The sequence below is a fragment of the Caballeronia sp. LZ001 genome (assembly GCF_031450875.1).
GTDB lineage: Bacteria > Pseudomonadota > Gammaproteobacteria > Burkholderiales > Burkholderiaceae > Caballeronia.
Window position 1 is genome coordinate 197,264 of the sequence record NZ_JARTVX010000001.1, and the last position, 22,954, is coordinate 220,217.

Below are 22,954 nucleotides of genomic sequence, written 5' to 3' on the forward strand. Positions count from 1 at the left end.
ATATAGCAATGCCCAGCAGCGTCGCTGATGCGATCGCGGTTGCCCAAGCTCTGATTTGCCCACGTTTTTATCCGCCGTGCCTTCAATGGGACTGAACGAATCGCCATAGCGGTGAAAGGTTCAGACCACGTCGGGGCACTCCGCGGTTTCCTCCCTTGGGGCTTGTAGGACGCCTGCCCGCGGGCGTCTGGGCGAGTTGACGTGCCGATGGATCGGGGCAGGCGTCCTACAACCCTAAACAACAAGAGACGTTCGGACTTGCGCTTGATGAGCGGCTGAGTAGGGTCGTCAAGACTCATTCGCCTGTCGAGAAGCCGACGTTTCCCGGCGCCGCGTCGTGAATGACAGCGATGCGGTGAGCAGCCGCCGCACGGCTGCTTAACGCGGAACGTCCGCAAAGGCCGAATCCCTGCATCGACAGATTTGTGCGCCCCGTCGAGAACTATCCGCTCCCAGGAACGTTGATCGGCTGATTGAGTTCGAGGAAGTTATCGCCCTGGCGATCCCCAAAGGGAACCCCAGCCCGGTTGCCAGGCGAATCAGCATTCCAAGGCGACGAGACGGGCGGCCTAGACGGTAATGGATGCTGCCTCAAAGCGAAACTGAATCTACGATGCTCTCATCGAGCTGGAACTTTGCGACGATTCGACTTAGCACCTCCGCCTGTTGCTCCATCGAAGTCGCCGCAGCCGCGGCCTCTTCGACCTGCGCCGCGTTTCGCTGGGTGTTCCCGTCGATCTGCATGACTGCTTGGTTGACCTGTCCGATGCCGTCGCTCTGCTCGGCGCTCGCGTGGGCTATCTGAGTCATGATGGCGGTGACGCTTTCAACGGCCGAAACGATGTCGACCATCGACTGTTGAGCGTGTGCAACTTGACGGCTTCCCGCCTCGACGCTTTGCGATGAACCGTCGATGAGCGCCTTAATCTCTTTCGCGGCACCCGCACTTCGTTGCGCAAGAGTCCGAACTTCCGACGCCACCACCGCGAAGCCCCGGCCTTGCTCGCCGGCGCGTGCTGCTTCGACTGCGGCGTTGAGCGCGAGAATGTTGGTTTGGAACGCAATGCTGTCGATGACAGAGATGATGTCAACGATCTTGCGTGAGGATTCGGTGATCTCGTTCATGGTGCCGACAACGTCGCTCACGACGACGCCTCCTTGTCGTGCCCGCGTCGAAGCCGCAATCACTAGCTGATTGGCTTCGTTTGCGTGGGCGGCGTTCTGCTGCACGGTTGTGGTCAGTTCCTCCATGGCAGCGGCGGTTTGCTGAAGATTGGAGGCTTGTGCTTCGGTTCGCGCGGACAGGTCAAGGTTTCCCGTCGAAATCTGCCGGGATGCCGATGAAATCGCAAGCGTGCTCGCGCGCACCTCACCGATGATGTGGTTGAGCGATTCGATGAAGCGGTTGAAGGAAGCAGCCAGCACACCGACTTCGTCTTCCGTCTCGACCGGCATACGTCGCGTCAGATCTCCATGGCCCTCCGCAATTTCTCGGAGCATGGCGGCGGCACGGCCCAGCGGACCTGAAATGGACCCGCTCACGAAAATAATGATCACCACGCCGATGCCTCCGCCTACCAGCGCGGCAAGCAGCGCGGAGATCGTAGAGGTCCGCGTAATCCCGCCGAGTATTTCCGACTCGGGCACTTCGGCTACCACATAGAGATTCAACTCGGGCACGAACGAAGTGGCGACGACATGTTTTCCGTCTGCGGCTGAATAGATCGAGTGGTCGAAGCGTTTGCCACTCAACAGTCCAGACACGATCTGTTTGGTTAAGCCGCTGGCTTCCCCAAAGAAATGTCGTCCGTCGGCAAGCGCGGCGTCGGGATGGATAACATACGCGCCGTCAGGGCTGACAAGGTAGACGAAACCGTGCTGTCCGATCTTGTAACTGCGGATCGTATCCGCCAGGTCGTTCACTGACAGGCCAATCGAAGCGACGCCCGTCTTTCCGTTGGCATCGAAACGGACGTTGATAAAAAGGTTATAGGCCGGCGAAGCCTTGTCCTTGTCCAAGTCCAATTGATAAGGCTTGCCGCTGGCAAGGAAGCGATAGAACCATTGATCGCCCGGGTCGCTTCTGGATACTGTGCGGGAAGCGCCGCTGTCGCTCAGATACTTGCCGGTGGTTTCAGAAACCCACGAAATCGTTGCCGCCTTCGCTTCACGCTTGATGCGCATGGCATAGGTCTTCCAGGCATCGATACCGTTGTCTGGAAGACCTTTTTCCTCGAAGTCGAGCATAAAGGTATTCGCCGCGATTCCCTCGGTGAGCGCAAGCGGCCCCGCGATCTGGCGTAGTATGTCGTTTCGAATCTCGCCTACCGCCGCAGGCAAATCTTGCTCGACAGCGCGTTGCTTCATGCTGTTTCCAGTCAGGAATACGCTCAACGTCGTCGAAGCCATCACGAAGACCAGAACGGATATGCCCATCGAGATAATGAGCTTTTGACGAACGGAGAGACGTCTCAGGAATGTCATGAAATAGGATGTCGAGGGTAGGGAATGAGATGTTGTCAACCATGGGGCCAGAACCGGTGCTGGCCGGCGACAAGGACGCCGAAGCCGATGACCTCAGTTACGGCCGAGCAGAATCAAACTTGAGGCAGTGAGTTGCGAATTTGCGCGCCAGATGCAGCAGTGCGCGCGGCGATAGCGGCTACAGCACGCGTGCGTCGAAGGCAGGAGCATGCGCGCTCAAGTTCGGTCGCATCCGGTCGTTATACGTTATATCTCCACAATGCCAGTCTGTTCAAGAAAGCGGTCCTTTCGCACCTGGTCGGCCACCGTGTCCTATGAAGTTGCTTTCAAAAGTCAGCGCGATTTCGGTCGCGTTTGCGATAGCCGCGAGCTTCGGCATAGCTCTGACGCATGCGACATGGGGCGTGAGCAGCATCTGGCCCGCTAACGGGCTTATCGTCGGCATGCTGTTCCAGCGGCGGAAGACGCCATGGCGCGAAATGATCGGGGCTGTCGCGATCGGCGGCGTCGCCGCGAACCTTTGGCTTCATATCGACGCCGCAACGGCATTCATCTTCGCTTCGGGCAATGTCGTCGAGGTTGCCATTTTGTCGGTCGTTCTGGGAGGACACTTCGCGCCGGTGTCCCCTGTCGTGCATCCGAAGGGACTGTATCAGTTCCTCGCGCTCGCCGTGCTTGCTCCGGCGGCGGTCGCGGGAGCACTCATTGGGTTACTGTCGCATGTGCTATTGAGCTGGCCAGCCCTGACGATAGCTTTAACCTGGCTCCGCAGTGATGCGCTCGGCCTCGCGGTGTTTTTGCCTATCGGTTATATGGCAAGACGGGCATTTCGCGGACAGATACATCGATGCATATGGAATAGCACGCGACGACGTTGCGCGAGAGGACTGCTGGCGCACGGTATTGTGCTTGCCGTCAGCGCGAGCATCTTTGCTCCGAAGCATCTCATCTCGCCGTATTGGGCCCTTCCTTCCATCGTACTGGCGGTACTGTGGGCGGGCGGCTATGCCGCCATTACAGGCACCTTCATTACCGCCGCGTTCGCGGTTGTCACAACGGTCAACCACCCGGTGCAAAGCACGTTCGGGTCATTTCGCTTTCCTACGGGCGCGATTCTCGAAGTTCAGGGATTCACGCTTGCGTGCACGGTGGCGTCGTATCTCATGGCGGCGGTGTTATCCGATAGGCAACGATTCTTTCGACAGGCAACACGGGGCCATAAGAAGCAGCTTGAACTGGCGGCCAGTTTGCTCGCTGTCAATGAGGAATTGAAGGTCCTCGCGCGACTCGATCCACTGACTGGCCTGGCTAACCGGCGCAGTTTCGACGGATCGTTGAGCGACGCCCTCGCCAAGGCACGAGCAGGCGCAAGCGCAATCGGCGTGATGTTCGTCGACATCGATTGGTTCAAACGCTACAACGACCGCTACGGGCACGGGAAAGGAGATGACGCTCTGGCCGAGGTTGCGCGCGCGCTGCGCACGGTCTTTCCGGAAGGCTCTAGTATTGCCAGGCTCGGAGGCGAGGAGTTCGCGGTCATCGTGCCGGAAGGCGACGCGGCAGCACTCGTTGAGCTGGCCACAGCCGCTGTGCAGCGCATATATGATCTTTCCATCCTTCACGGTGATAGTCCTTATGGATGCCTGACCATCAGTGTCGGGGTGGCGACTTCAAGCGTCCCACCAACCGATGATGGCGCGCAATTGCTTCGCCAGGCGGACGCCGCGATGTACCGGGCAAAGCGTGACGGTCGTAACGGATATGCGACGCATCTTGAATAGGTGCATTAGACCGAGGAAGCCATGTTCATACCGCCGTATCCTGCTGACGAAGCCGAACGACTGAGTGCGTTGCGCTCCACTTACCTGTTGGACACCCGGCCTGAGTCGTTCTTCGACGACATCACGCGGCTGGCCGCCGAGATGTTCGACGTTCCGATTTCATTGGTGACGCTCGTGGACAAAGAACGGCAGTGGTTCAAGTCACGTGTAGGCTTGAAGCTCGCCGAGAGCGCCAGGGAGATTTCCTTCTGTGGCCACGCGATTCTGTCGAAAGAGCCCACCGTTGTTCTCGACGCGAATCTCGATGAGCGCTTCCACGACAATCCATTGGTCACGGGTGAGCCGAGTATCCGCTTCTATGCGGGAGCGCCTGTCGTAACCGACGACGGGTATGCCATTGGAACCCTTTGCATCATCGACAGCGAAAGCCGGCCTGTTTTCGGTGACAGCGAGCAATCGCGTCTCTCGGCGCTCGCCGGACTCATTGCACAACGAGTCGACGCATTACGCTCGAATGCATACCGCGACAACGTGACCGGTTTGCCGAATCTTGCTCGCTTCACGGACGACACCGCCCTCAGCTGCGCTTCGGCGCATGCCGTGCTCCTGGACGTCTGCACGCTGGACTACATCAATAGAATGGTTGTAGCGGTCGGACTGGAGACCGTGAACGCCGTAGCAGTGGCGACGACAAGCAGACTGATGAGGGCGCTCGGAACGGGCGTCACCCTGTACCGTATCGGCTATGCTCGTTATCTGTTCGTCACTGAAGCGTCTTGCGGCGAGATCAGCGAGATGGTTCGGAAATGCGTGAGGGCATTCGAAAGTCCCTTGATCGTCGGACGAGACTTGCCTATTGATGTCACACCGTCGGTCGGCATTGCACGAATCTGCGACACTTCCGGACCTTCCGACCTGATAGCAGCATTGATCTTCGCTTCGGAACGGGCGCGTGAAAGCCACGCAAATGCAGTTGTCTATGACCGTGAAATGGGTCTTGGCAGACATAGGACGTTTTTGCTGCTCAACTCGTTCAAAGATGCACTCGCCCGAAACCAGCTTCGGCTCGTTTATCAGCCGCGCGTGCGCCTGATCGATGGGGTATGTGTCGGCGCTGAAGCACTGGTCCGATGGCGGCATCCGCAGTTGGGCGAAATCTCTCCAGGTGAATTCGTCCCACTCATCGCGAACACCGCATTGATCAATGCACTCACGGATTGGGTACTGGCGACGGCGCTGCGGCAACTCGCTGAATGGCACATACAGCATCCGGGGCTCGTCATCTCAGTCAATGCCGTTGGCTCGGACTTGTCACGCGCCGACTTCGTGGAGCAGGTGAACGTCGCGCTTCAATCGGCCGGCGTCAGTCCACAACGACTGGAGCTCGAAGTCACGGAGGGCTCGCTCATGCTTCACACCGAGAGAAGCGCCAGCAACGTGAGCGCGCTCCGGCGGCTTGGCGTGTCCCTGGCAATCGACGACTTCGGTTCGGGATTCAGTAACCTTACGCAATTGAGTTCGCTAGACGTAGCGGCAGTGAAGATCGATCAAGCGCTGGTCAGGGCCATCATGACGAGCCCGCGCGACGCGACGATCGTGCGTTCGGTCATTCGACTGGTTCACGAATTAGGGTATAAGGCCGTCGCGGAAGGTGCGGAGACCGCCGAGATACTTGGTCAGGTCCGTGATTGGGGATGCGACGAAATCCAGGGCTACTTCATTGGACGCCCAATGGAAGAAGACGTCTTCGCGGCATGGCTCGCGGGGTCAGTCTGTCAGCTTTAGCCCTAGCTACAGCGCGCATCGGCGCATGTGCAATGGGCCTCCGGGGAAAGCCTTATCAGCGATCGGCGACTGCCAAGTGGAAAGACCGGAAGGAAGCGGATAGCAGCCGGAACTCCACCAGAACTTTGACGTCCGCAAAGGCCGAACAGGGAGCAGTGCCGCCTGCTTTGCTTCGCCGGTCCCGTTGACAGCGGTCGTCCACTCAGGCTGACGACGTTCCAACGCAACTCTGCGTCGATCCATCGACTGCCGAAAGCGACGTTTTTCAATGCGCTCAAGTTCGCCGACGCCCGAATAGGCGTTCAGTCCGCGGGGCAACGCGGCGCGCGCCACAGTAACACGTCCAGTGGCCTGATATTATTTCCCCGCACCCGTTGAGTACACTTTCTTTCCGTCTTCGCCGATGTCATCCCGCCGCCCCTCCGCGCGAACTGCCCGGTCGCTGTTTCGAAAACCTCTCAGCAAAGAGATGTTGCTTCCCCTCCCTTCGTCAGCGGCACGGACCGTCGCATTATCGAACCACTTGACGTTCGCGGCGTGTCAATCCGGCGCTGGATCGGCGTATCTCTTCAATGAGCTTGTCCAACTCCTCTACGTCACCTTCTTTGTGCAAGATGCGGGCTATGGGGACACGGATTTAATCATCTATGCACGCGCTGAAGCAGTTCTCGAGCGCGGCTTGCAACGCGCCGAAGTCGAGCGACTGTGGGAACTTGAGGCGGCCGAGCTACCGTCGTTTCAAGCGGTGCTGCAATAGGCCGACCGCCAACTAGCAAGCGCGCCAAAGTACGTTCATGCCGATGCACGAGACCGGCTCAAGCGGTTTGCCGCCAGCGGACGCGCCTCGCCGCTCAAGTCCACCGCGTCGCGCCACTGACGGCGATAAGGTCATCCAGTAACGAACGCGCCATCACCTCGCCCCTACCCGCGATTCACGAGAGTCGTTCACGTGGAGGACGGCCGATATAATAGTTGCCGGAATCTTACGCATTGCATCGGAGTTCTCCTATGAGTCAAACCCGCGGACCAAATGCGGGATATCGGGGCAAGCCAAACAGTCGACGCCAACCACATCACCTGGCGAGTCCAAATCGCGCACCGCGAGACCAACCTCCTTTAAGAGCGCGTGACGACGGGCCCACGCAGGCGTCCATTATCAAGACTCGTTCGTTGAAATTCCTCGTCGATGCAGTCGGCGCGGAGAATATTGCTTTGGCACTTGAGTCCAGCTTGGCCCGAATCGCAGAACTGCTACGAGGAGAGCGATTCACGCCCGAGACCGCGTTCCACATGGAAACTACGCTTGGGCTACCGTCCGGCTTTTTCGACCAATCTCATCCACTTCTTTCGTCGGAGACGATTGCGCGCCTGAAGGTGCCGCTCGAGTTCGTCCATACGGACGAGTTCAGCCACGAAGGGGACGTCGGGGAAGCACCCGTCCTTCCAAGTGCGCAGAAGCCTTCGCTGCTTGCCAGCAGTTTGTCCGAGGACACCACAATGTCGTCTAAGAGTTCGAAAGAAGTGTTGGGCGCGCCCAAGACCCGCGCCCAAAAGCTTTCAGAGCGGGAAAGCGGTCAACCTTCCGGAGAAGGAAATTCGCCCAAACCGCACCGATCGCATCAAGCGGCCGGGCGGAAGCAGTCCCAAGCGAGCGGCGGTGCGACAGTAGAGAGTATCAGGCAGGCCAACCTTCACGTTCTTACCACACGCAACGGTTCAAAGGTCAAGCTCGGCGCAGTCTTGGGTCTAGGCGGATCGAATATGGCGCACCGACTGCACGGAAAGAAGCGCATGGATGATGCTGAAGCCGAGCGCTTCACCGCGGGGCTCGGTTTGCCTGCGGGCTGGTTAGACACACCTCGCTCTGTAGCCGACATTCCCGAGTCCGTCGCGCTGCTGCTTGCGCCCGCATCACGCGTGCGCGCGCCCGGTCGAGCACCCGCGCCAACCGCCGCGGTACCGTATGAGGACACCCAAGCCACCGCCGCTCCGACCGACGAGATCGACCGCGCCCTGCCCACCTCTGCGAGCAGCCCGAACAGTGAAGCATTGCCAGCCGATACCGCGGGGACGACGGCGCAGCACGCGTTCACAACGAAAACGTCATCAATTCATCCGTCACCCGCGACGACGGTTTCGTCGAACGCGCCGAGCCAGGAACGCCAGCAGCCATCGCCGCACCGGCGGAGTCCCTGCCCGCATTCTCGATGGCAAAGCCTACAGCCACGCCACCCTCCGCCACTTTGGGAACCAGCTTAGCCGGTCTTGACGGAATCGCACCTATCGCAGAGGCGCTCTTGAAGACGCTCGCGGGCAAGGCACGCTCCGGTCGCTTGGACGAACTGAAAGCGTTGGAGCTATTGCAACAAGCCGTCCTGCTATAACAGGGACGTCTGGAACTATCGTCTAGCCACGTCGGTAACAGGCGGTGATCGAGCTGACGGCCGAGCAGTTGCATTGGCTGCTCGACGGCATCGACATGGACGCAGTACGCCGCCGTCCGATGCTGCGGTACCGTCACGCGAGCTTGATGCCGATACCCGTGCTGTCGCCCTTCAAACTTCGAACCACACAGGTCGCTTGCGCAGCCGGCATCCGGCTAAAATATCGCCTTGGTTTCGACTCCCGCGACAACCGGAAGCTCTCTCATGACCAAGGCGATCCGCCAGGCCGTCAGCATCGCGCCGGGCCACAACCAGGCTAGCCTGTCCCGGGGACAGAAGGCATTCAACACCCTGATCAGACAGATCGAGAAGCGCCGTGACCGTCTGCGGGCGTGGGAGACCGTCATGCCGGCGTTCCAGAAAAAGTACATTGACGAACTATTGCCTCTCGAACGGGAATCGACGGATCTGCACGTCAAGATGGTTTATCGGCTCGATGGTGCCTTCGACCAGAAAGGACTGACCAAGGCCGAGCGGCGCACCATCTCGGAGCTGATCGCCGGCCTGGCTGGCGATCTGATCGAGGAAAGCGACGATGCGCAGTTGAAGGTCATTTACAACAGACATAGCCAATCCGACTACGATAGCGAAGCGGCGGCCGAACTCGAGGATATGAAGTTGGCGCTCGAGGCAATGCTCGGCGTTGAACTGGGTGACGACATCGACATGAGTTCGCCCGACGAAGTCTTGCAGCGCGCGCATGCCAGAATGGAAGAGCAGCACACGCAGGAAGCAGCCGCAAATCAGGCTCGGGAAGCGCGACGCGCCAAACGGAAGAAGTCGGCAAAACTGAACCGCACCGGGAATGTAGGAGACTTCGGATCTTGGCTGTAATTGGAGATTTGAAGTATGGAAAACGAAAGCAGGGCAAGGAAGCCCACCGGGACGCGATATTCGGATGAGGTCCGTGAGCGAGCGGTGCGAATGGTGTTCGAGCACCAATACGAGTATCAAACGCAGGGGGCGGCGATCCGCTCGATCGCCTCGAAGATGGGGATGTCGCGCGAGACGCTTCGCAACTGGATCATTCAGGCTGAGCGCGACCGTGGCCAACGAGCGGGCGCGACAACTTCGGAGCTAGCGCGTCTGAAGGAACTGGAGCGCGAGAATCGTGAACTGCGCACGACCAACGAGATCCTGCGCAAGGCCTCCGCATATTTCGCGCAGGCGGAGCTCGACCGCCGATCGAAGCCGTGATCGCGTTCATCGACGAGCATCGCGACGTCTACGGTATCGAGCCGATCTGCCGCCTGCTGCCGATCGCGCCGTCGACGTATTACCGCCACGCCGGGCGGCGCAGCGATCCGGAGCAATGGCCAGCACGAGCGCGTCGCGATATTAAACTGAAGGCCCTCATCCGGGCGGTCTGGGACGAGAACTTCGGCGTGTATGGAGTGCGCAAGGTCTGGCGCCAGTTGTTGCGCGATGGCGTAAAGGTCGCGCGCTGCACGGTTGCGCGCCTGATGAAGGTGATGGGCCTCGAAGGTGTGCGGCGTGGGCGCCGGATCAAGACGACGCAGCGCGACGATGCGGTGCCGTGCCCGCTGGACCGGGTCAAACGTCAGTTCCGGGCCGAGCGGCCTAACGCGCTGTGGGTCGCAGATTTTACCTACTGCTGGACATGGTCGGGCTTTGTCTACGTGGCCTTCGTGACCGATGTGTTTGCGCGCCGTATCGTCGGCTGGCGCGTGTCGGCATTGATGAAGACTGACTTCGTGCTGGATGCGCTGAATTAGGCGTTACACGATCGCCAGCCACCGCCCGGGCTCATTCATCATAGCGATCACGGGTCGCAATATCTCAGCATTCGGTACACCGAACGTTTGGTGGACGTGGGCGTTGAGCCATCAGTCGGAACTGTCGGCGACTCTTACGACAACGCTCTGGCCGAAACGATCAACGGCTTGTAAAAGACCGAAGTCGTGCATCGCCGTTCATGGCGTACGCACCAGGATGTCGAACTCGCCACGCTCGAATGGGTGCACTGGTACAACCACCATCGGTTGCTCGGCCCGCTCGGGTACGTATCGCCTGCGGAAGCAGAGGAAGTCTACAATCGGAATCTGGTGCGCTCCGCTCGCGCGGCGTAGCGCCGAACTCGGCGGTCTCCGACAAAGCCGGGGCGGTTCAAAACAGCTCGCCGCGCAGGCCAAGCAGGAAGCAGAGCAGGCAGAGTTGAGCCAGTCTATCCGCGAGGTCTATCGAAAACTCGCCAGCGCTTTACATCCTGATCGCGAAGCGGATCCTCAGGAACCGCGAACGCAAGACCGGGCTGATGCAGCGGGCCAACCAGGCTTACGGCAAAAACGATCTCCTGAAATTGCTGGAATTGCAACTGGAGCTCGAGCACATCGACCAGCGCGCCATCAATGTCATCAGCGAAGATCGACTAAAGCATTACAACAAGATCCTCAGGGAGCAGCTCGGCGAACTGGACCAGGAAATCCTGCACGTCGAGGCCAGGCTTCAGGCATGCCTACGGAATTCCTCCATTCGCTGAAGTATCTCCCGGGACCGTCTTGCGCAATCTCTCGAATGACATCGTCGGGCTCCGGCAAAGCATGCGCGATCTGGAAGCAGATCTGCATGTGTTTGAAGACCTCAAGCAATTCAAAAGCTGGTTGAAGCACCTGAAACGTCGGCAGGCCGCGCTCCATTTCGACGAGATGCCATTCTGACATTCATGCGTTTCGCATGAATATGCCCGTTGTGGGGTGAATGGAGCGCTTGCGCTGACCGCGAACACACTGCGAGCCGTGGACGAAGGACGACCGGATGGCAGTCGGCGGCTCGGTGCGAATCTGAAGAGACAAGAACAAAAGGGTCGCGGTGAATCGCGCAACGTTGGATAATCGGTCAAGCCCGTATTGCAATACGCCTATGCCCCGCTCCGCTGATCGCCCTATCAAGCGCAAGCCGCCTCGCGGCACACTGGCTCACTACCGAGACCGGATCGTTGAGGTGCTCGGCGAAGCGCGCGGGCAACGCGTCATGATCCGTTCTGTCCACGAGGACGGAACCGAGCGACGCACGGCGATCAAGCTCGTGAATCTGTTGCCGTTGGACAGCCAGCTTTTCTGACGAACGGGGCGGAGCCTCCTCGCCCCGTTTGCCTTACGCGCCGTTGACTGCGTCCTTGAACGCTTTGCCGGCCGTGAACTTCACCGTTTTCGCGGCAGCGATTTGAACCGTCTCGCCAGTCTGGGGATTCCGGCCGGTCCGCGCCGCACGCGCGCCGGTGGAGAAGCTGCCAAACCCGATCAACTGAACCGGCTTCCCCTCGGCCACTTCGCGCGAGATCGTGCTCACAACGGCGTTGATCGTCTCTTCCACGGCGGCCTTGCTGGTTCCCGCCTGTGCGGCGACCGCGTCGATCAGTTCCTGCTTGTTCATTCGGCTTTCCTCTTTGGAATCGACTGTCATCTTACCGGACGCGGGCGAGCACCCAGGTCAACGCGTGTAACGATTGATACATGCGCGCCGTGAGGCGCATCGAGGCGAAGTGGCTAGAAGGTGCACGGCTATGGTTGGCGTGTGCAGATGGCCCAGGGTCGTCACCCACGTTGAGGTAAGCGTCGCGCGGCGCCGCGGAACAATTACGCTGCGCGGAGGCAGCTACCAGCTTGCGGTTTGCCGACCCTCCGGCGCAACGCCACGCTAATCAAATGAACTGCCGCGGCTAGGCTACGGCCTCGGCGACCGGCACCGACGACGCGCGGAATCGCCTGTCGCGCCGACGCAATCCGTCTGTCTAGCACTCGATCTCCGCGGTTCGCTTAAGAAAGGGGCACAGCGGGCAAAGGAACGCCAGATATGTTGCCCGGCAACGCGATTCGGACTTGCAGGCCCCGCGGAACGACGCAAGCCGACCACAATCAGCGCCGTCTCAGCGCTTCCCATGCGTGATAAGTCGTATTGAACTAACCCGCTGACGCGGGAGGAGGCGGTCGGCCAGTCGCATTGGCTGCTCGAGGACCGTTGGCGCGGCATCTCCGTTCGGGTGGACCATGGCAGGGCAGTTTGCTGCCGTGCCCATTTTCAGCGGAGTCCACCATGACACCCCTACGTCGACGCATGATTGAGGATATGCGTGTGCGCAACCTCGCCGCCAACACGCAGCGCGCTTACCTTCAGCAGGTGAGCGCCTTTGCCCAGCACTTCGGGCGTTCCCCTGAACTACTGGGCCTCGAGGAGGTGCATCTCTGGCAAGTGCACCTGATCGAGGTGCAGCGGCGCTCATCTAGCACCCTGGTGGTGGCCACTGCAGCGCTGCGCTTCCTGTACAACATCACGCTCAAACGCGATTGGTCAGTGGACGAGATTCCCATGTCCAGGACGCCGCGCAAGCTGCCGGTGATCCTCAGTCAGGAGGAAGTCAGCCAATTTCTCGAAGCGATCCGCAGCGTCAAGCATCGTACCGTGCTGATGGCGGCCTACGCCGCGGGCCTACGTGTCTCGGAGGCCACCCAGCTGAAGGTCAGCGACATTGATAGCGAACGCATGACGCTGCGTGTCGAACAGGGCAAGGGGCATGCCGACCGCTACGTGATGCTCTCGCCACGACTGCTGGAAATTCTGCGCAATTACTGGTGCATTGGTCGGCCCCAGTGCTGGTTGTTCCCCGGCCGCTTCCCGGATCAGCCCGTGGGTGCCGACGTGATACGGAAGGCCTGCCAGGACGCTCGCCGCCGCGCCGGTATCAGCAAGCCCATCACGCCGCATTCTTTGCGTCATGCGTTCGCCACGCACCTGCTCGAATCCGGCACCGACGTGCGCACCATACAATTGCTGCTCGGTCATTGCAGCCTCGCCACCACCTCTGTCTATCTGAAGGTCGCAACCAGCACCGTCTGCGCGACGACCAGTCCGTTCGATCGACTGCCTCAGCAACCCACCACGCTCGTCTGCCCCGAGCCATCGCGCACGACCGACTGAGTGCGATGATGCGCGCCGCGCTGGAACTAGCGGACGTTCTGCGTCGTCACGGCCCCGCCTATCGGGAAGTGCACGCCGCCTCGCTTAGCCGCGAGCAGCATCGCGTCATGGCCGCGATCGAGCAATGTCGTACGGCCGCGTTGGGTGGCCACGTCGAACAGTGTGACACCTGCGGGCATCAGCGCATCGCCTACAACTCTTGCGGTAATCGGCACTGTCCGAAGTGTCAGTCGTTCGCCCGCGCACAATAGCTCGAGGACCGCCAAGCTGATCTGCTGCCTGTGCCGTACTTCCACGTTGTCTTCACGCTTCCCGAGCAGATCGCGTCCATCGCCTTCCAGAACAAGCGGGTAGTCTACGACCTCCTGTTCCAGGCCACCGCCGAAACACTGCACACGATCGCAGCCGACCGACACCATCTCGGCGCGACGATCGGTTTTATCGCGATTCTGCACACTTGGGGGCAGAATCTTGTGCATCATCCTCATTTGCACTGCGTTGTCCCGGGCGGTGGCCTCGCTTCCGACGGCGCCCGCTGGGTGGCGTGCAAGCCAGGTTTCTTCTTGCCCGTGCGGGTGCTTTCGCGTCTGTTTCGACGACTGTTCTTAGAGCGGTTGCAGCATGCCTTCGACATGGGCGAGTTGCGCTTCTTCTCCTCGCTCGCGCACCTCGCCGAACGGAGCGAATTCGCTCGCTATCTCGCCGGTCCGCGGCGCGCCGAATGGGTGGTCTACGCGAAGGAGCCGTTTGGCGGCCCGCAGCAGGTCCTTGATTATCTCGGACGCTATACTCACCGCGTTGCGATCTCCAACAACCGCCTCATCGGTTTGACTGACGGACGCGTTACTTTCCGCTGGAAGGATTATCGCCATCCGGGCCGGTCACGCGTGATGGGGCTGGACGCCCACGAATTTATTCGACGCTTCCTGCTGCACGTGTTACCGCGCGGGTTGCAACGCATCCGTCACTATGGGTTGCTCTGCAATCGCTTGCGTGAGGCTAAGTTGAGTGTGTGCCGCCATCTCCTCAACGTCGAGCCTGTTCGCGTGACTTGCCACGCACCAGAACCCGACTATCGCGACCGCTACGCGAAACTCACAGGTCGTTCGCTCGACGTCTGTCCTGTATGTTCGCGCGGGCGCATGCTCTGCATCGAGCGCTTATTACTTGGTGCGCCACCGCGAGCACCCCCAGCGAATCGTCGATGAATCCCGATCCGCTCACATCCAACACCGATTCCCGTGCGTCCCGCGGACGCCGGTGGAATCGCTCGGCCAAAAGCCGTCGACCGTCTCATGAAGCACCTCGCATCGCCTGTTTATCGCGTGCGCTGCGCGGGCTTCTCTTCACTAGAATTGGCCGAGAGCGATCCGTCCCGGACGCTGCGAATACTGTCGGCTCGTACATCGCATACGCACTTCGATTCAATACTCATAGCCCCCCGTCTGCGGAGCGGCTTAGCTCAAAGAATTCTTAACGAAGTACAGACGGCCCTTACGTTGTGCCAATGCGGACCCATTGCGCCGTCTGTACTTCGTTAAGAATCCTCTGCATTAGCAGGAATAGCTTTAATGCCGGTCTCCGATGTCAGTGCCATCGCCGTGAATAGACCGTCCGCTAAGGCCGATTAGCGAGCAGCGGGGCCCTTCTCTTTGCCCCGACTTCGTTGACGGGCCGGGAATCGCCGCAAAACCGGCAAGCAATGAGCCTTGTGATGGTTGCCGCGCCGCGGTTCAAGGCCGCCCGTCATCGCGGATCTGGTCTGTGGAGACACACGCCGACAGCAGATTGTCACCGTCTTTGCCGATCCGGCTGCTTGCCTCATCAATGCCAACATCGCGCACGGAGTGCGCGAACGCTTTCCGCTAGGCCTTGCAAGGTGCAGGTTCGCGGGCGATCGCGGAGCCGGTGGACTTCTACAACCGTATCGTCCCACTCCTCCTGAGCGGTCTGTTTGCTAAAAACATTGACACCGGCCTCCTGCGCCGTTGTCTGAGCTGTCCTTTGCAGCAGACGGTGCTGACTACGCTTGATAATAGTTATTAAGGGTTATACTGTGGGGGTGACTTGCCTGGAGGACAGAACCATGATCAGTGCAGACCTTGGACAACAGCTCGAGGGATACATTACGAAGCTGGTCGAAACCGGACGGTACGGCTCGAAGAGTGAAGTGCTGCGCGAAGGCGTGCGATTGATTCAGGATCGCGAGACGCAGCTTGCCGCGTTGGATGCCGTGATCGAGCGAGGCATCGCCGATTCAGAGGCTGGCCGAGGACAACCCGGCCAAGAAGTGTTCGACCGACTTGAAGCTAAGTATCAGGCGATGATGAACGGCAAGGCATGATTGTTCGCATTTTACCGGCCGCCGAGGCCGAGCTTGAGGCCATCGGCGACTACATCGCCCGCGACAATCCGCGCCGCGCCTTAAGCTTCGTTCGTGAGATGCGTGACAAGTGCATGAGCCTTGCAGACATGCCCCTCGCCTACCCGCTCGTGCCTCGATACGAAGATCGCGGCGTGCGGCATCGGGTTCACGGCAGCTACCAAATTTTCTACCGCGTCACGGGTCAACCCGAGCGCATCGACGTCATTCACGTCCTGCATAGCGCCAGAGACATCGCCGCTATCCTTTTCCCCTAAACACCCACGAAGAAAGCTAGAACGAGTTAAGTGCTGGGCAAGCCATCGGCTACGCCGGTGGCGGAGGTGCAATTAAGCAAACTGGCCGTCTGCGGTACCACCACACCGGCCAGTTCTTCGAGCAGGAGCCTCGTAGCTCTCCGTCGGGCGAACAATGACCGAAATAGTCAGGCGCGCTGCTATCGCCGGTGTGAGCCGGGGCGCCCGAAGCCGACGCAGTGTCAGCCACGCCGCCGTAGCTCGTTTGCCCGTTCTGCGCCGCGACCTTCGCTTCGGCAGCTCGGATCTCGGCCAGATACGTCACGCGATCCATGCTCGGGCTATATGCAGCGCGTTCGAGTTGGACCAGTTCTGCCTTTACCTGCGCGCGGGTCAACGGCTCCCTCCCGTCTTCAGCAGCGCAGCCTGTCGCCTTGTTGAACCACTTGACGTTCGCCGCCTGTCGGGCCGGTGCTGGATCGGCGTATCTTTTCAACGAGCTTATCGAACTCGTCTACGTCACGTTCTTTGTGCAAGATGCGGGCTATCGGAACACGGATGTAAATATTCATGCACGCGCTGAGGCGGCTCTGGAGCCCGGTTTGCAGCGCGCCGAAGTCGAGCGGCGATGGGGGTTTTAGGCGGCGGACCTGCCGTTGTCCGAAGCGGTGTTGCAACAGGCGGACCGACAACTAGCGAGTGCGCCAAGAAATGTTCACGTTGCGGCACGCGTTCGCCGCTAGGCGGACGCACCTCGCCGCCCAGGCTCACCGCGGCACGCCACTGATCGCAATCGGTCCACGCTGCGCGAACGCGTCCTTTACCGCGACACCTACGCGTGCGCGGGCATAGTCGCTCGGATCGAACGACGGCCGATATAATGGAACGCGCAAATTTCACGCAGCGCACCGGAGTTCTCCTATGAGTCAAACCCGCGGACCGAATGCGGGATATCGGGGCAAGCCAAACAGTCGGCGCCAACCTCAACACTTGACGAATCCGAAGCACCCACCGCGAGGCCAACCTCCTTCAAAAGAGACCAATGGCGGAGCGACGCCGGCGTCGATTATTAAGACTCGTTCGTTGAAGTTCCTCGTCGATGCGGTCGGCGCGGAGAATATCGCGTTGGGACTTGACTCCAGCATGACCCGGATCGCCGAGCTGATGCGCGGAGAGCGATTTACGCCCGAAACCGCCTTCCATATGGAAACGACGCTCGGGCTACCTTCCGGCTACTTTGACCAACATCATCCGGCGCTCTCGCCGGAGACCATTCCGCGCCTGAAGGCGCCGCTCGTGTTCGTCCATACGGACGAGATCGTCGATGAAGGTGACATCGACGCAGCACCCCTTCTTCCAAGCGTGCAGAAGCCATCGCTGCTTGCCAGCAGCTTGTCCAAGGATACGACCATGCCGTCTAAGAGTTCGAAGGAAGCGTCGGGCGCGCTCAAGACCCGTGCCCAAAAGGCTTCTGCGCAGACAAGCGGTCGAGCTGCGACAGCTGAAGATTCGCCGAAATCGCACCGGTCGCATCAAGCAGCCGGAAGGAAGCAGGTCCAGCCAGACGGCGGTGCGACCGTAGAGCGGATCAGGCAGGCCAATCTTCACGTTCTCACCACCCGCAACGGTTCGAAGGTCAAGCTCGGCGCGGTCTTGGGTCTTAGCGGTTCGAATATGGCGCACCGACTCCACGGTAAAAAGCGCATGGATGATGCCGAAGCGGAGCGCTTCACCATGGGGCTCGGCCTGCCTGCGGGCTGGCTCGACACACCTCGCGCGGAAGCCGACATTCCCGAGTCAGTCGCGCAGTTGCTCGCGCCCGCATCACGCGTGCGCGCGCCTGGCCAAGCACGCGCCAACCGCTGCGGCGGCCTATGAGGATACGCAGGTCGCAGCCGCTCCCACCAGCGAGATGGATGGAGCGCTGCCTAGCACTTCTAGTAACCCGCACACCGAGCCATTGCCAGTTGACGCGGCGGGCGACGGCGACAGCATTGGGAGTCCTCAGCACGAGAACGTCAGCAGTGCCGTTGCAACCCGCGCCGACAGCCCCTTGGAGCGCATCGAAAGCCACGCCCCCGCCCCCATCTCTGCGCCCGGGGAGTCGCTGCTCCCGTTGTCACCGTCGCAATCTACAGCAACGCCGCCCTTCGCCGCTTTGGAAACCAACTTAGACGGTCTTGACGGTATTCCACCGATCGCCGAGGCACTCTTGAAGACGCTCGCCGGCAAGGCGCGCACCGGTTGCCTGAACGAGTTGAAAGCCTTAGAGCTTTTGCAACAAGCCGTTCTGCTATGACATCGACGTCCGGAAAGCTCTATGAGTCGGGCCTCACGGACGGACTCGCCGAGACGCCGCCCGTTGTCGAGAGGCAGCAATCGAGCACTGAGGCTTCGCCGCGGCAAGCGGCAAACTCAACCCGTTTGAGACTCGAGTTCAGAGGCCCCGAGGCTTCGAGGACGTCGCTACGCCACGCGGCGTTCGTCGCTCGTGCCGACGTCCACCTGCTTCCTTGCGAGCTGTTCGACGTCAAGCTGTTCGACGTCAAGCTCAAGCGCAGACAGCCGGGCAAGTTGGACGGGCAGCAACGCGTAGGCGACGCGTAGCTCATGCAGACGTGCCCTCCAGTACCGAACGCTTATCGCCAACGGAGCTGATGTTGCACGCACTACCGTCGCCACTTTGCGTATATGAGCGAGTTCGCGTTCAGCTTCCAGGGAAGTCCGCTTGAGCACGCCGGGCGACGTACCGGGGACGTGATGTTTTCGGTCGACTGCGGTTGTCTTCATACGCTGTGCATCTCCTGATTGGTTGAGACCAGCGTATTCAGATTCTCGGGAAGTCAAGGAAGCATGCGGGCGCGCAGCCGGCCGGTCTTTGGGCCTTGGCTGCGAACGATCGGACCGTGCCGGATTTACGCATAGAAGTGCGCGACGCCCAAGGGCTGCATCAGCCGATACCCTTGCTCTTTTCTTCTTTTTTAGCGCCGGGCGCTTCCATGCGCATGTGCAACGCTCGCCCCACCAGCGAATTTGCATTGCGAATCAGGCTTCGCACACAGCCGTCCACCGCGGCCTTCGTCACACGACCGACGAGCGCCGCGGCAAGGAGGGCATCGTAGGCATCGATGACGTCAGTCGCCGAGATTTCGTAGCCATAGCCGGCCTCCATCCAATGCAGCGCGGAGACGGCACACTCCATCGCGAACTGCGGCTGCGTCGTCTCGTAATCTCGCGCCGCGCGAATGAGCGTTTTCGGATCGGTGGGACTCTGCCTGGACAGCGCGACCGCCTGATCGAAAAGGCGGGCGTCTTTTGCGGCGGCGAACCACTTGCCTTCCGACCCGGGCTCGCTGCGCACCAGGTCGGACAAGATGGTTTCCTGCGATTTTTCAGGATATTTTTTGGCGATGCCCCGGAACGTTGCGAGGTACGTGCCTGAACGATTCGCGGAAATGGCGTAGCGCTCGTAGGCTTCGTTTCTCATGCCGCACCCGAGAAGAATCGTCTCGCACGCTCGCGCGATCGCGTGCTCGGGCGCGTTCAGCCCTCGACTCGCTTCAGCCAGACGAAGCGCATCGCCCGGACGTCCGAGGGAAACCAGCGCGTCAACGGCCCACCGTCGATACCACCAGGACTTCAGCCGATCACGCTGGGCGAGCTCAACAAGCTCCGCGAAGCGGCCGGCAGTGAAAAGCGCACTCAAGCACGGCACCGTACCGACGAAGTAGTTGAAGCCTTCGGCCTGAAGCACGTGCGTGACAAGCGGCAACAGCCGATCCGCCCATTCCGACGCCAACTCGGGCGTCACGCACAACGCGCCCCAGTGATCACCCAGATGCTCGATGTAGGGCGTCTGATCGTCTTGCAAGGCCTCAAATAGCCTGTCCAGCCAGCGTCGGCGTACAGCAAGCGTCACGTCGGCCGCTACGATCACCGGCACAAGCGCGTCGATCGTGCGATTGACTGCACTGCCCAGGGCGCCCGAGGAACTGTCGACCTGCTCGAATGCGGGTGATAGCTTTTCAAGCAGCAGAACGGCCCCCTTGGCGGCGAGCGCGCGATCCGTACGCGCGACCGAACGAATCTCAGACACCGCCTCCTTCAGGCGTTGGATCGGTAGCGACGACCGCCACCCGAACGCATTGCGTCTAAAGCGTGAAGCGAATGTCCATTTCGGTGAGGGCATGACAGTCACGTTTCATCAACAGGGTGCACCGTCGACGCCGTCGCGGTCGGGCAGGTGCGATGGTCGAGGTGCGATTGGTGAAGTTCGATAGTTGTTGGCGCGTGCGCATCATTTCATCGGCGGTTTCAGGACAGGTCCAGCATCGTCCCTCGACAGGCGTCGGACCCGCAGCGACACGCATAGAGCCGCTTGAGCGCAGCAGATTTTCGCCCTTCCACAAAAAGCCGATAGTCGATAAACAACTCTTCGCCTGGCGCGATGTCGCGCAGCGCGTGAAAGAACACCCGACTGCCGTCTTGCTCGGTCTCGCAGTTCGGCGCGCAACTGTGATTAATCCATCGCGCCGAGTTGCCGCCCTGTGCACCGTCGATCACGCGCCCGTCGTCGAGATCGAAGTAGAACGTATGGCCGTCTTCGGCGGCCGAGCGCGCAAACTGGCGCTGCGCTTGTGCCCACGACACCCGCTTGCCCTTGTATTCCAGGATCGTCTCGCCAGCACCGATCTGGGTGAGCGCGAATACGCCGCGTCCGTGGACCGGCGAAGAACGTACAACGATGCGGCGCATGCTTTTGCCCTTCCCTGTTGCTGTGACCTGGTGAGCGACACGATGTGCCGCCGCGGCATCTGGGCATGATACGATCGCCGCACGCCCGTCGATACCCCTATGCCTTCTTCCGGTCGCAGCCGCATCAAACGCAAACCGCCCCGCGGTACCCTTATGCGGTACGACGATCGCATCGTTGAGGTGCTGGGCGAAGCGCGTGGCCGACGGATCATGATCCGCTCGATTCATGCGGACGGCACGGAACGTCGCACGGCCGTCAAGCTCAATAGCCTGCGGCCGCTTGATGCGCAACTCTTCTAAGTCGGTGGCGCGACGGGCGCCGCCCTCGCTCAGGCTTGGTTGACGGCGTCCTTGAACGCCTTGCCCGCGGTGAATTTGACCGTCTCGCCTGCCGCGATCTCGATCGGCTCACCGGTCTTCGGATTGCGACCGGTGCGCGCAGCGCGTTCGCCGGCGCCAAACGAGCCAAAGCCGATCAGTTGAACGGCATCGCCTGCCGCCACCGTCTTCGCGATCGTCTCAAACACGGCATTGATGGCTTCCTCGGCGGCGAGCTTGCTCGTACCGGCTCCGGACGCCACTGCGTCAATCAGTTTCTGCTTGTTCATTAAAACCTTTCCTTTCGGTTAGAGACAAACCCGTTCATACCGAACGCTGGCGGCGCATCGGAGCGCGGACCCTCTGCTCTCTACGAGTCTGCGTCGGTCACATCCAAGTCGAACAAATCCGAAGTCGCGCTGCGCGCGTCAAGCAACTCAGGGAAATCGCCCTTTCGAACCTTGGCAAGCGTCTGTGGCGACAGCCAGATTTCCTCCATGGCCTCGATGCCCTCTTCAATCATCCGCTGCAGAAAGAACGATTGTTTGCGCCCCGTGGCCTCGGCCAGCACCCGCAAGCGCTGCTCGATGACGGGGTCGATGCGCACTGCTACCACCCGCAACTTGTTCTCTGCCGATCTTCTCATCTGTTCGCTCCTTTGGCCGACCACGCGCATGGCGCGCCATCGGCCTTGGATTGCGCCTACCCGCGGGCGCGATCCGATCATGATTTACGGACGACCTTTCGCGCTCGCCCTTTTGCCTGCTGCTCCCGCCTTTCGGGCGACTCGCCCCGAACGGTCTTCGCGAGCGGGCCCGCGCGTCGACGGCCGCGCCGCGGTGCGCAGCGACTTCGGCTGGTCCTGAAGCGCGTGATGGGCCGCTTCGAGCGCGGCGAGCTTGCCTTGCAGCACCCCGTTCTGGTGGCGCGTGTCGCCCTGCTGCGCCTGTAGCGCGTCGACGGTGCGACGATGCTCGGCCTCTCGCTTTTCCGCCCGCTTGGCGGCCTCGGCCAGTTCTTTCTGCGCCTTCGCTGTGGCGCTGCGTTCCCGATCGATCTCCAGGAGCGCGCGCTTCTCGGATGCCCGTAGGCGCTCCTCGGCACGGCTGGCGGTTTCCCGTAGCTTCTCTAGGTCGCGCGAGAAGGTGTCGCGCACATTTTCGAGTTCCCGCTCGCGCGTCACCGCTTCCTCAGCAAGACGCTGGATCTGCGCCTGCAGCGCTTTACGCGTGGCGGCCTCTTCCGCCTGTTGCCGCTCTAATTCCCGTATCTCGACCTGCGCCGCGAGCAGTGCCGCGGTGCGTTGCTCGAGCGCCGTTTCCGTGCGGCCCAGCTCCTCCCGGGCCGTGAGAACCTCTCGCTCAGCCTCGGCGCGCTGCGCTTCGACTTCGTCGCGCAGCGACGTCAGTTCGGCCTGGGCAGACGTCGCCGCGCGCGTCCACAGCGTCCCGATCAGCGCGCCCGCCGCTTCGCTCAGGTCCTTGGGCAAGTCCGGATGTTCGATGCGCACCCGGCTCTTCTCGCGCAACTCCGCCCAGAACTCGCTCAAGACCGACGCCGGTGTACTCATGGTGCCGCGCCGGACCAGGTTGTAGAGGCGATTCGCGGTCGGGGCGACGCCGAAGCGAAAGAACAGCAACGCGCAGACCTCGCGATAGAGCTCGCGTGTCTTGGGAAATTCGACTTTGAGGCGTTCGATGTCTGCCGCCAGGCGGGTTTCATCGGAAAGGACGTCGGACATAGATAAAAAGGCCTAAGCGATTCGCTCATATTACAACGTAATACGCAATATATCTAACTCTACAACGCCCGTGATTTGACATTAGTTCTATA

General features: G+C 60.7%; 23 protein-coding genes, 2 pseudogenes and 1 other annotated feature. Of the genes and pseudogenes, 16 read left to right on the forward strand and 9 right to left on the reverse strand.

Annotation, left to right across the window (positions count from 1 at the left end):
• Positions 1–591 precede the first annotated feature (591 nt).
• Positions 592–2,484 carry a methyl-accepting chemotaxis protein gene (locus tag P9292_RS00920; RefSeq protein WP_309851896.1) on the reverse strand — a complete coding sequence of 631 codons (1,893 nt, stop codon included), beginning with the start codon at positions 2,482–2,484 and terminating at the stop codon, positions 592–594.
• A gap of 314 nt (positions 2,485–2,798) precedes the next feature.
• Between P9292_RS00920 and P9292_RS00925 the strand changes: the two genes are divergently transcribed.
• From P9292_RS00925 to P9292_RS00960, 9 genes and pseudogenes are all read left to right on the forward strand, one after another.
• Entirely contained in the window at positions 2,799–4,265 is a 1,467-nt protein-coding gene (locus tag P9292_RS00925; protein WP_309851899.1) for a diguanylate cyclase domain-containing protein, read from the forward strand.
• Positions 4,266–4,286: 21 nt separating this feature from the next.
• Positions 4,287–6,050: a sensor domain-containing phosphodiesterase gene (locus tag P9292_RS00930; RefSeq protein ID WP_309851902.1), complete on the forward strand. Its 1,764-nt coding sequence runs from the start codon at positions 4,287–4,289 to the stop codon at positions 6,048–6,050.
• A 523-nt stretch (positions 6,051–6,573) separates the two neighbouring features.
• Positions 6,574–6,807 (forward strand): hypothetical protein, encoded by a 234-nt coding sequence (locus tag P9292_RS00935; RefSeq protein WP_309851905.1) that lies wholly within the window; start codon positions 6,574–6,576, stop codon positions 6,805–6,807.
• A gap of 413 nt (positions 6,808–7,220) precedes the next feature.
• Positions 7,221–8,309, forward strand: a complete 1,089-nt coding sequence (locus P9292_RS00940) for a hypothetical protein (protein WP_309851908.1) — start codon at positions 7,221–7,223, stop codon at positions 8,307–8,309.
• Between the two features lie 389 nt (positions 8,310–8,698).
• A complete protein-coding gene (locus P9292_RS00945) occupies positions 8,699–9,328 on the forward strand; it encodes a hypothetical protein (RefSeq protein ID WP_309851911.1) in 630 nt (209 codons plus the stop codon).
• Positions 9,329–9,343: 15 nt separating this feature from the next.
• Positions 9,344–10,584, forward strand: a pseudogene (locus tag P9292_RS00950) (IS3 family transposase).
• Positions 9,646–9,762: a sequence feature (AL1L pseudoknot), on the forward strand. Its footprint overlaps the pseudogene before it by 117 nt.
• A 185-nt stretch (positions 10,585–10,769) precedes the next feature.
• Positions 10,770–10,994 (forward strand): hypothetical protein, encoded by a 225-nt coding sequence (locus P9292_RS43050; RefSeq protein ID WP_409015107.1) that lies wholly within the window; start codon positions 10,770–10,772, stop codon positions 10,992–10,994.
• 19 nt (positions 10,995–11,013) lie between these two features.
• On the forward strand, positions 11,014–11,172 hold the full coding sequence (locus tag P9292_RS43055; protein ID WP_409015108.1) for a hypothetical protein: 159 nt from the start codon (positions 11,014–11,016) through the stop codon (positions 11,170–11,172).
• A gap of 202 nt (positions 11,173–11,374) precedes the next feature.
• Positions 11,375–11,575: a hypothetical protein gene (locus P9292_RS00960; RefSeq protein ID WP_309851913.1), complete on the forward strand. Its 201-nt coding sequence runs from the start codon at positions 11,375–11,377 to the stop codon at positions 11,573–11,575.
• Between the two features lie 33 nt (positions 11,576–11,608).
• Here the strand turns inward: P9292_RS00960 and P9292_RS00965 are convergent, their stop codons facing one another.
• Positions 11,609–11,917 carry an HU family DNA-binding protein gene (locus tag P9292_RS00965; RefSeq protein ID WP_309851217.1) on the reverse strand — a complete coding sequence of 103 codons (309 nt, stop codon included), beginning with the start codon at positions 11,915–11,917 and terminating at the stop codon, positions 11,609–11,611.
• 630 nt (positions 11,918–12,547) lie between these two features.
• On the opposite strand from P9292_RS00965, the gene P9292_RS00970 reads away from it, so the two are divergent.
• From P9292_RS00970 to P9292_RS00985, 4 genes and pseudogenes are all read left to right on the forward strand, one after another.
• Positions 12,548–13,429 (forward strand): site-specific integrase, encoded by an 882-nt coding sequence (locus P9292_RS00970; protein WP_309851916.1) that lies wholly within the window; start codon positions 12,548–12,550, stop codon positions 13,427–13,429.
• A gap of 5 nt (positions 13,430–13,434) precedes the next feature.
• A pseudogene (locus tag P9292_RS00975) lies at positions 13,435–14,637 on the forward strand (IS91 family transposase).
• 878 nt (positions 14,638–15,515) lie between these two features.
• A complete protein-coding gene (locus P9292_RS00980) occupies positions 15,516–15,773 on the forward strand; it encodes a type II toxin-antitoxin system ParD family antitoxin (RefSeq protein ID WP_053572633.1) in 258 nt (85 codons plus the stop codon).
• Positions 15,770–16,069 carry a type II toxin-antitoxin system RelE/ParE family toxin gene (locus tag P9292_RS00985; protein WP_309851919.1) on the forward strand — a complete coding sequence of 100 codons (300 nt, stop codon included), beginning with the start codon at positions 15,770–15,772 and terminating at the stop codon, positions 16,067–16,069. The genes P9292_RS00980 and P9292_RS00985 overlap by 4 nt, the downstream gene beginning before the upstream one ends.
• A 49-nt stretch (positions 16,070–16,118) precedes the next feature.
• Here P9292_RS00985 and P9292_RS43060 read toward each other — a convergent pair whose 3' ends face one another.
• Complete coding sequence (locus P9292_RS43060) at positions 16,119–16,544, reverse strand: DUF4148 domain-containing protein (RefSeq protein ID WP_404989480.1); 426 nt, start codon at positions 16,542–16,544, stop codon at positions 16,119–16,121.
• Positions 16,545–17,131: 587 nt separating this feature from the next.
• Between P9292_RS43060 and P9292_RS00995 the strand changes: the two genes are divergently transcribed.
• Together P9292_RS00995 and P9292_RS01000 are read left to right on the forward strand one after the other, a co-directional pair.
• Complete coding sequence (locus tag P9292_RS00995) at positions 17,132–17,926, forward strand: hypothetical protein (protein WP_309851921.1); 795 nt, start codon at positions 17,132–17,134, stop codon at positions 17,924–17,926.
• A 175-nt stretch (positions 17,927–18,101) separates the two neighbouring features.
• A complete protein-coding gene (locus P9292_RS01000; RefSeq protein WP_309852014.1) occupies positions 18,102–18,347 on the forward strand; it encodes a hypothetical protein in 246 nt (81 codons plus the stop codon).
• A 167-nt stretch (positions 18,348–18,514) separates the two neighbouring features.
• Here P9292_RS01000 and P9292_RS01005 read toward each other — a convergent pair whose 3' ends face one another.
• The 3 genes from P9292_RS01005 to P9292_RS01015 all read right to left on the reverse strand — a co-directional run bounded on the left by P9292_RS01005 (position 18,515) and on the right by P9292_RS01015 (position 20,803).
• Positions 18,515–18,838: a hypothetical protein gene (locus tag P9292_RS01005; protein WP_309851923.1), complete on the reverse strand. Its 324-nt coding sequence runs from the start codon at positions 18,836–18,838 to the stop codon at positions 18,515–18,517.
• 160 nt (positions 18,839–18,998) lie between these two features.
• A complete protein-coding gene (locus tag P9292_RS01010) occupies positions 18,999–20,237 on the reverse strand; it encodes a hypothetical protein (RefSeq protein ID WP_309852009.1) in 1,239 nt (412 codons plus the stop codon).
• Positions 20,238–20,362: 125 nt separating this feature from the next.
• Positions 20,363–20,803 (reverse strand): SET domain-containing protein, encoded by a 441-nt coding sequence (locus tag P9292_RS01015; protein WP_309851926.1) that lies wholly within the window; start codon positions 20,801–20,803, stop codon positions 20,363–20,365.
• Positions 20,804–20,956: 153 nt separating this feature from the next.
• On the opposite strand from P9292_RS01015, the gene P9292_RS01020 reads away from it, so the two are divergent.
• Entirely contained in the window at positions 20,957–21,103 is a 147-nt protein-coding gene (locus P9292_RS01020; RefSeq protein WP_309957808.1) for a hypothetical protein, read from the forward strand.
• Between the two features lie 29 nt (positions 21,104–21,132).
• Here the strand turns inward: P9292_RS01020 and P9292_RS01025 are convergent, their stop codons facing one another.
• The 3 genes from P9292_RS01025 to P9292_RS01035 all read right to left on the reverse strand — a co-directional run bounded on the left by P9292_RS01025 (position 21,133) and on the right by P9292_RS01035 (position 22,862).
• Entirely contained in the window at positions 21,133–21,411 is a 279-nt protein-coding gene (locus P9292_RS01025) for an HU family DNA-binding protein (protein WP_309851932.1), read from the reverse strand.
• Positions 21,412–21,491: 80 nt separating this feature from the next.
• On the reverse strand, positions 21,492–21,767 hold the full coding sequence (locus P9292_RS01030; RefSeq protein ID WP_309839577.1) for a hypothetical protein: 276 nt from the start codon (positions 21,765–21,767) through the stop codon (positions 21,492–21,494).
• An 84-nt stretch (positions 21,768–21,851) separates the two neighbouring features.
• Entirely contained in the window at positions 21,852–22,862 is a 1,011-nt protein-coding gene (locus P9292_RS01035; RefSeq protein ID WP_309957810.1) for a DNA-binding protein, read from the reverse strand.
• Positions 22,863–22,954: the final 92 nt, after the last annotated feature.

What these genes read in the sequence shown, in the direction of transcription:
- P9292_RS00920 (WP_309851896.1), bottom strand. Translation starts at nt 2,484, where the DNA reads ATGACATTCCTGAGACGTCTCTCCGTTCGTCAAAAGCTCATTATCTCG.
- P9292_RS00925 (WP_309851899.1), top strand. Translation starts at nt 2,799, where the DNA reads ATGAAGTTGCTTTCAAAAGTCAGCGCGATTTCGGTCGCGTTTGCGATA.
- P9292_RS00930 (WP_309851902.1), top strand. Translation starts at nt 4,287, where the DNA reads ATGTTCATACCGCCGTATCCTGCTGACGAAGCCGAACGACTGAGTGCG.
- P9292_RS00945 (WP_309851911.1), top strand. Translation starts at nt 8,699, where the DNA reads ATGACCAAGGCGATCCGCCAGGCCGTCAGCATCGCGCCGGGCCACAAC.
- P9292_RS43050 (WP_409015107.1), top strand. Translation starts at nt 10,770, where the DNA reads ATGCAGCGGGCCAACCAGGCTTACGGCAAAAACGATCTCCTGAAATTG.
- P9292_RS00960 (WP_309851913.1), top strand. Translation starts at nt 11,375, where the DNA reads ATGCCCCGCTCCGCTGATCGCCCTATCAAGCGCAAGCCGCCTCGCGGC.
- P9292_RS00965 (WP_309851217.1), bottom strand. Translation starts at nt 11,917, where the DNA reads ATGACAGTCGATTCCAAAGAGGAAAGCCGAATGAACAAGCAGGAACTG.
- P9292_RS00970 (WP_309851916.1), top strand. Translation starts at nt 12,548, where the DNA reads ATGACACCCCTACGTCGACGCATGATTGAGGATATGCGTGTGCGCAAC.
- P9292_RS00980 (WP_053572633.1), top strand. Translation starts at nt 15,516, where the DNA reads ATGATCAGTGCAGACCTTGGACAACAGCTCGAGGGATACATTACGAAG.
- P9292_RS00985 (WP_309851919.1), top strand. Translation starts at nt 15,770, where the DNA reads ATGATTGTTCGCATTTTACCGGCCGCCGAGGCCGAGCTTGAGGCCATC.
- P9292_RS01005 (WP_309851923.1), bottom strand. Translation starts at nt 18,838, where the DNA reads ATGAAGACAACCGCAGTCGACCGAAAACATCACGTCCCCGGTACGTCG.
- P9292_RS01010 (WP_309852009.1), bottom strand. Translation starts at nt 20,237, where the DNA reads ATGCCCTCACCGAAATGGACATTCGCTTCACGCTTTAGACGCAATGCG.
- P9292_RS01015 (WP_309851926.1), bottom strand. Translation starts at nt 20,803, where the DNA reads ATGCGCCGCATCGTTGTACGTTCTTCGCCGGTCCACGGACGCGGCGTA.
- P9292_RS01020 (WP_309957808.1), top strand. Translation starts at nt 20,957, where the DNA reads ATGCGGTACGACGATCGCATCGTTGAGGTGCTGGGCGAAGCGCGTGGC.
- P9292_RS01025 (WP_309851932.1), bottom strand. Translation starts at nt 21,411, where the DNA reads ATGAACAAGCAGAAACTGATTGACGCAGTGGCGTCCGGAGCCGGTACG.
- P9292_RS01030 (WP_309839577.1), bottom strand. Translation starts at nt 21,767, where the DNA reads ATGAGAAGATCGGCAGAGAACAAGTTGCGGGTGGTAGCAGTGCGCATC.
- P9292_RS01035 (WP_309957810.1), bottom strand. Translation starts at nt 22,862, where the DNA reads ATGTCCGACGTCCTTTCCGATGAAACCCGCCTGGCGGCAGACATCGAA.